7 protein-coding genes and 1 tRNA gene are annotated in these 6,497 nt (G+C 46.4%); all 8 read right to left on the reverse strand.

Going from position 1 to position 6,497, the window contains the following annotated elements; all coding sequences use genetic code 11:
- Positions 1-358: 358 nt before the first annotated feature.
- On the reverse strand, positions 359-727 hold the full coding sequence (locus B5E60_RS12555) for a hypothetical protein (protein WP_087312150.1): 369 nt from the start codon (positions 725-727) through the stop codon (positions 359-361).
- Positions 728-748: 21 nt separating this feature from the next.
- Positions 749-1,990 (reverse strand): site-specific integrase, encoded by a 1,242-nt coding sequence (locus tag B5E60_RS12560; RefSeq protein WP_087312152.1) that lies wholly within the window; start codon positions 1,988-1,990, stop codon positions 749-751.
- 272 nt (positions 1,991-2,262) lie between these two features.
- Positions 2,263-2,335: transfer RNA gene (locus tag B5E60_RS12565), tRNA-Lys, on the reverse strand.
- 285 nt (positions 2,336-2,620) lie between these two features.
- On the reverse strand, positions 2,621-3,034 hold the full coding sequence (locus tag B5E60_RS12570) for a hypothetical protein (protein WP_087312154.1): 414 nt from the start codon (positions 3,032-3,034) through the stop codon (positions 2,621-2,623).
- A 219-nt stretch (positions 3,035-3,253) separates the two neighbouring features.
- Positions 3,254-3,994 carry a leucine-rich repeat domain-containing protein gene (locus tag B5E60_RS12575; RefSeq protein WP_204246480.1) on the reverse strand — a complete coding sequence of 247 codons (741 nt, stop codon included), beginning with the start codon at positions 3,992-3,994 and terminating at the stop codon, positions 3,254-3,256.
- A 7-nt stretch (positions 3,995-4,001) separates the two neighbouring features.
- Positions 4,002-4,190 carry a YodC family protein gene (locus tag B5E60_RS12580; RefSeq protein ID WP_087312158.1) on the reverse strand — a complete coding sequence of 63 codons (189 nt, stop codon included), beginning with the start codon at positions 4,188-4,190 and terminating at the stop codon, positions 4,002-4,004.
- A gap of 672 nt (positions 4,191-4,862) precedes the next feature.
- Positions 4,863-5,900, reverse strand: a complete 1,038-nt coding sequence (locus B5E60_RS12585) for a DUF3871 family protein (protein WP_087312160.1) — start codon at positions 5,898-5,900, stop codon at positions 4,863-4,865.
- A partial coding sequence (locus tag B5E60_RS12590; RefSeq protein WP_087312162.1) for an AAA family ATPase occupies positions 5,878-6,497 on the reverse strand: 620 nt, incomplete at its 5' end. The genes B5E60_RS12585 and B5E60_RS12590, both read right to left, overlap by 23 nt.

Consider the following 6,497-nt stretch of genomic DNA (forward strand, 5'->3'; position numbering starts at 1 on the left):
CGGGCTTAGCCCGAGCAAGATTTTTGCGCCAAATACGCTCGCCCGCAGGGAAAGAGGAAGATTTTGCGCAAAACCCCCGAGGGGCCTGATCTTGAGCGGGCGTGAAGCCCGAAGATACCTTCGCTGCTGAACCGGGATGCCTTCCATCCGATCCGGGGAGGTGGTCGTGAAGGAGGAGAAGGTTATAGGAAAAGGATAACGAAAAATGCGAACGCAGGTAGAGGTGATTATTCTTTAATCACTGCGGAATGCACCCTCAGCATTCCGGTATAATGAGGACACCTATAATTGTCTTTTCGAAAAAATAAGAGCAACCTCGTAGTGGGGTTGCTCTTAATCTTAACGGTAGTGTGAGGAGTTAACTTACCTTTTGTCGATCGTCTGCGTCGACTTGCATGACGACCATTTTATGTTGCGGACGGTAAAGCAACCATTTCCGGAAGGCTTCGGATTCCATGGTGCGCACCCGGAACGACAGGGCGGCAATCATCTCCAGATTGTAGAGATCGCCGCGTCCGGTAATTTGATGCGTGCGGTATTCATTCATCCGTTTATCTTTGTAAATTGCCCGGATATTGCTTCTGATGGCCACGGGGAAAGCCCCGAAAAGCCGGGCAATCTCCGTTTCGGTCATCCAGACGGTTCCATCCGGTGAGAGGTGAACCGTCACACGATTGTTTTCTGCGTCGATGACAATTGAACCGAATTTTATCTCGTATGCCTCCATACTTATGTTGCAGTGTTTATATTATATAACGCTTGTCGTGCGGTGTTTTCGTATGCCGACGTGATTGAGTTTTTGGGCCAGCAAATCCATGTCCTTGCTGACTTTTCGATCTGTTATCCTGGCGTAGATCTGCGTGGTGCGGATATTCGTATGACCGAGAATCTTCGAGACGGTTTCGATGGGTACGTCGTTGGCCAGCAGCACCGAGGTTGCGCAGCTGTGCCTTGCCATATGGAAGGTCAGTCGCTTGTTTATTCCGCACATGGCGGCAATCTCCTTCAGGTAGTCATTCACCCGCTGGTTGCTGATTACAGGCAGTAGTTTTCCGTCGGGGAGCTTCCCCTTGTACTTTTTCAGGATGGCAATCGGAATATCCAGCAGACGGATCGATGCCGTTACGTTGGTCTTGTGCCGTTTGCGGATGATCCAGAGGTTGCCGTCGAAGCCGGTGCTGATGTCATCGGGCTGCAACTCGCAGACGTCGATATAGGAGAGTGCCGTGAAGCAGCTGAAGATAAACAGGTCGCGGACCTGTTCAAGCCGTCGGGAGGGGAACGTGTGGTGGTAGATGGCCATAATCTCCTCCATGGTCAGATACCCGCGGTCAGTTCGTTCGAACTTGACCTTGAAGTTGCCGAAGGGGTCTACGAAGAGCATACCCGTATTCTTGGCGAAATTGACCACGGTGCGGAGCCGCTGCACGAATTTCATGGCCGTGTTGTGGTTGCAGCCGTGGACATTCTCGTTGAAGAGCAGGAAATTCTCGACGAACAGGACGTTGATATCCTTCAGAGGCATGTCCGATACGGAATACTTGTATTTGATAAACTCTTCGAGCCGGCGCCTGGTCAGCTCGTAACGCCAGTAGGTTTTGTTGGTCGGATCCATCTTCACCTCCTGCAGATACTGCTCGTTGTGCTGTTCGAAGAATTCGAGAATGGTGCGTGTTTTTTCGGTTTTTCCCAGGTAGGCGTCTCTGACTCGCTCGGCCGTAACGTAACCGTCCGTTTCGAGCAGCGAGTGGTATTGCTTCTGGATTGCCATTCGGATATCGTCCAATAACGCATTGATTTGTAGCGCTTCAGGACCTCTTCCGGTTACTTTTCCCCGGGGTACATCCCATAGATCGGGAGCGACTTCCAGTTTCGTGTAGAATTGGATCTTGTCTTGATCGATGGTAATACGGGCAATAATCGGCGCTTTCCCGCTCTTTTTTAAGGCCGCTCTCTTTACGAAAAAGAGTACTTTGAATGTGTTTCTCATAATCCCATTTTTAGAATTACAAAGTTAAATTAAATAGTTGTAAATGAGATTTGTACGGCACAGACAAAAGGCGACAAAAGGGAGCCAATTTGCGACTTCTGGTGACCTAAAATCGGTAAACAAAAAAAAGGTCACGATTTGGACACTGGAATTTGTCGGAAATTGGCTTTTCGGTGTCCGTAAATGGCTGAATCCAGAAATGAAAAAACCTCGCAAGACACTGATCTTGCGAGGTTTGGCGGAATTCTGTCCGGATTTGTCCGGATAAGGAGTGAACCCGCTGGGGCTCGAACCCAGGACCCCAATATTAAAAGTGTTGTGCTCTACCTACTGAGCTACGGATTCTCCCGTGCTGTTAATCAGTTGATTATGGAGATTGCAGCCTTCTGTGATTGGCTGTATGCGTACCCTATGTAGAACCTGCTTTCCGACTGCTGGTTAATAGAAAATGTCTTGTAAAATATTGATAGTCATTGTGTTCATCTATGGACTATCCGTAATCTGTCGTGTGATACTTTTCCATAATTGTTTCATGCGTTAAGTTCGTTGATGTAGAATGTTTTTGATGCAAAAATGAAAGGACAAACTTTTGCAAAGTCTGTCCTCGGAAAAGATTGATTGCTTTTGTATTTATACAAACTGTTCCAAATATTTCTCGTTGAAGCCAGCCAGTGAAAAGCGGAACTCTTTCTTGGTTCCATTTTGTGCCGTATAGTTGAACACAATAGTATCACTATGGATATGCGCTTCAAAAAGATTGAGCGGATATCCGATTGGTGGAATGGTAATTACATTCGGAAATTTTGCGATGTAGGGTCCTTGATTGGACTCTTGAGATGGTAGTGTAAAATTGAATCCTATTTGTAGAAGGCCTCTTTTTAGGAAGGAGATTGTAGCGGCTTGAGTAAGGTCTATATCGAGTTCAAGGAAGTAGTAGAACTCTACGGGCGTGGGATTGTCTTTTCTACGTCCTACAAACAGGCATATTCCATCAAGATCATAGGATATGGATTTGGCAACATAGGAGATTTCAATATCATTCAATATCTCTGTGCCCGTTTGTCAATCTGTTATCGGTGTTTTTCTTTTCATTTTAGCTAATGTTTATAGTGTGATAAATCTTTGATTATGATGTAAATATACGAAAAATTAATGAAATATGCAAGTATATAAAAAGGACAAACTTGTGCAGACGGTCTATATTATACCGTTCTGCACAAGTCTGTCCTCGATCAATTCGGTCCTCGATCAATAAGGTGCTACTTAAAAATCATATCCGACAATTTGATCGGCATATCTTTTCCATACATCTGCAGTTTTATAATTATTTACAGATGCAGAGGGGACATAAAGAATAAAGTTGTCAGCTATAGAACTAAATGCCGTTCCATCCAATGTAGGAGGATTAGTTGGGGTACAGTATATTTCTTTGAGTTTGCTACAGCCATAGAATGCCAAATTTTTAATCCTCGTGACACTATTAGGGATAGTAATATCGGTTAAACTGCTGCAATTATAAAATGCATTCTCTCTAATCCACGTGACACTGTTAGGGAGAATAATGCTTTTTAGATCGGAACACGCGGCAAATGCTTGGTCCTGAATTTCTGTAATTTTTAAGTTATGGCTTAAATCAACAGAGGTTAATCTTTTACAGCGGTAACAATCTATGATCTCCAAATTGGGGAAATAACAGATGCCTGTAAGAGTTTTAACATCATAAGCATCTTGGTAATCATTATCTCCAAGATCAATTTTAGTGACAGCATTTGCTTCTGTTTTAGAGACCTTCCCGTCTTTATTGACGTCAAAGTTCTCATAGCAATACTTCATAAACACCAAGTCATCCATACAGGAGCAGACATCGTTGGGATCGGGCAAAGCGGGACGCGCAAAATCGCTACCGCCACCATTGTCATCATCCTTATTGTCATCATCCTTATCGCAGGACGAGAAAGAAACTGCCGCAAACATGGCTGCCACGATAAACAATAGCTTTTTCATAATTTTTTCAATTTTGTTTTTCCAATTCATCAACATGAAAGGAGTTTTGCATTAAATGATTATCCTCATTAAACCACCTGCATTTTACTTGCGTGTGGTTCTCTGAGCCATCAATCATTTTAATTGGATACTCTGAAACAGTCATTTTAGGTCCCCCAGATTTGAGAACAACGACATCACCAATCCTAAAATCCATACTCGTAAAAGTTTCTTACCGTACCAACTCCTGCTGCGGTGGGTTATAAGCAAAAAGAAAGTGTGGAGTTGTTCGTTTATCTGAAGATAGGCATTTGGCGTGGCCCGAGAACAAATAAACAATACCCCACACCGAATAAGTATATATCAGAACGATATATGCCTATACACGGTGATGAGTGTCTGTATTGCCTATCCTTGTTCTCTAAAATCGCCAAATTTCATCTTCAAGGATTAGCGAAACACTTTCACTAAATCAATATGTTACTATCCGTATGGGATAGCGACACAAAGTTAGGAAATGTTTTTTCAATGCACAACACTCTGCTGGGGTATTGTAGCGCAAATTTCGCCAAAACAAAGTTTTCCGACAACAGCAATTCGAGTGGAAAGTAAACTTTGTTCTTCTGAATTTGGGCAGATCTGCACGAATTTCAACTTTACGCCTGCATAAACCCTGAAATTCTGCTTTTCGGAATCTTTAAAACCTCGGATTCCGACTTTACGTCAGCATAAATTCCAGAACTGTATGTTACAGATTTTGCAGCAAATTGTAATATGTAGATTGTGAGAAATATAGCTATCTTACTATATATTAGTACGCTTTGTTCTGGAACATAAGAAAATACCCCTGCCGTCGTAAGACAGCAAGGGTATTCGTCTCTGTAAAGCGTTACTCCACAAACCAGCTGTATTCGGTATCCCCCTCCAAGGCCCGACCGATTCCTGCAATCAACTGCGTTGCATTCAGCGACCTGTCAAGGAAGGTGTCGATGTAGCTGGACTTGTTGGCTCCCGTAAAGAGGTTGTAGACCTTCCACAGGTCAATCTCGGGATTCGTCCCTCTGGAAAAGTTCTCGTCCGTATAGTAAGCCTTTGCTACGGCATTGATGTGGCAGTCGGTAAACTCCATGGCTGGCAGCTGCCGTTTCTCGGCTGTGGGCAGGTATTGATACAACCGAGCCTTGCCGATCAACTGGGCAAACTGGTGTTCACTGAGCGATTGCCGTTGTAAAGCCGCCATCTGCCGAATGTGCCGTTCGGCATCGTACTGCTGAAACAACTGCAACGAAGCCTCAAACAGATCCTGCACGCTCATCACCCGCAACTCCCGCTTGAATCCGTCGGTCGAGACACACAGGTTGCAGCAGACAAGGTTCTTGAAGCCGATAAAGACCTTGAACTTCTCAACCGTCTTCTTGGAATAGAGATTTTCGTGGTTGTAGGCCCTTACTCCTCCGATCGAAAGATGGAGCCGATTGCCTGCCACCTCCTCATAAATCGAGGGTATCTCGAAACAGAAGGCCATGCGTTCGTAATAGATGGTCTTGTCCGTCTCCAGGAGCTGGTTCACGGGCTTGTGTATGGCCTCGGGAATCCGTCCCTTGATGATATGTGAAACGACAATATCGGGCGTGTCGATGGCCTCCTGGGGAAACATACGGTGAGCAGCGCCCAATACCGTTTCAATAAAACTCTGGTGGGAGATCGTCACCTCGTTGTCCTTGCTGAATACGGGAACGACACAATCGTTCTTCAGATGGGCCATATCGACAGGCTTGGTGTTGGCCTCGATAAAGTGACGGGTACGCGGTGCAGCCCCCAACGACACGATCGGCGTTGCGGGACGCTCCTCTACGATGGCTGCCTCCTCCACGGGAAGATTCAACCCTGCGGCAAACTCGGGTTCAGGCTGAAAGGCTGGAAGCATGGCTGGGAAGGTTTTGCGTGGAAGGATTCGATTGCGCGGTCTGCGTCAGGTTGCACCATTTGAGGATGGCTTGCCCCACGGCAGGGGTTATCGTGAACTCGGGACGGCCCGTGAAGAGCCCCGTTCGGTCTTTGGAGGTAGTGGCCTTGTGGTTCATGGCGATGTCCAGCACGGCGGTGAACTCATAGTCCACGTTATCGCGCTGTACGGCCTTCAAGCCCACCTTCTCGGGCACCATCTTGCCGTTCTTGTCCGAGAGGACATAATCCTGCTTGGAGCGCATGGTGCAGATGATATGACATGAGGAGTTGAGAATGCGTTGGATGAAGGCATTCTGACGGGGAGTGACCTTGGCCCAGTTGGCAAAGGAGTTGCCTTGCAGGTTGGCGTGGAAATCGAGCAGGTAATCCCAGCAATGGGAAATGCTGTCGATAATGATGACCTCGGCTCCTGCCTGTTCACAGATGCCGATGGCCTCGATGTAGGTCTCGGGAGAGTAGTCGGGCAAGGTGAGGACCTGATAACTGCCCAGATGGGCATAGAGATCGGCCGAGCCGTTCTCGGAATCGATGACGGCAACACGGGACCAGTCGGAGG

The sequence above is a fragment of the Alistipes sp. An116 genome, assembly GCF_002161005.1.
GTDB classification, from domain to species: Bacteria; Bacteroidota; Bacteroidia; order Bacteroidales; family Rikenellaceae; genus Alistipes; species Alistipes megaguti.

What these genes read in the sequence shown, in the direction of transcription:
- B5E60_RS12555 (WP_087312150.1), bottom strand. Translation starts at nt 727, where the DNA reads ATGGAGGCATACGAGATAAAATTCGGTTCAATTGTCATCGACGCAGAA.
- B5E60_RS12580 (WP_087312158.1), bottom strand. Translation starts at nt 4,190, where the DNA reads ATGGATTTTAGGATTGGTGATGTCGTTGTTCTCAAATCTGGGGGACCT.
- B5E60_RS12575 (WP_204246480.1), bottom strand. Translation starts at nt 3,994, where the DNA reads ATGAAAAAGCTATTGTTTATCGTGGCAGCCATGTTTGCGGCAGTTTCT.
- B5E60_RS12560 (WP_087312152.1), bottom strand. Translation starts at nt 1,990, where the DNA reads ATGAGAAACACATTCAAAGTACTCTTTTTCGTAAAGAGAGCGGCCTTA.
- B5E60_RS12585 (WP_087312160.1), bottom strand. Translation starts at nt 5,900, where the DNA reads ATGCTTCCAGCCTTTCAGCCTGAACCCGAGTTTGCCGCAGGGTTGAAT.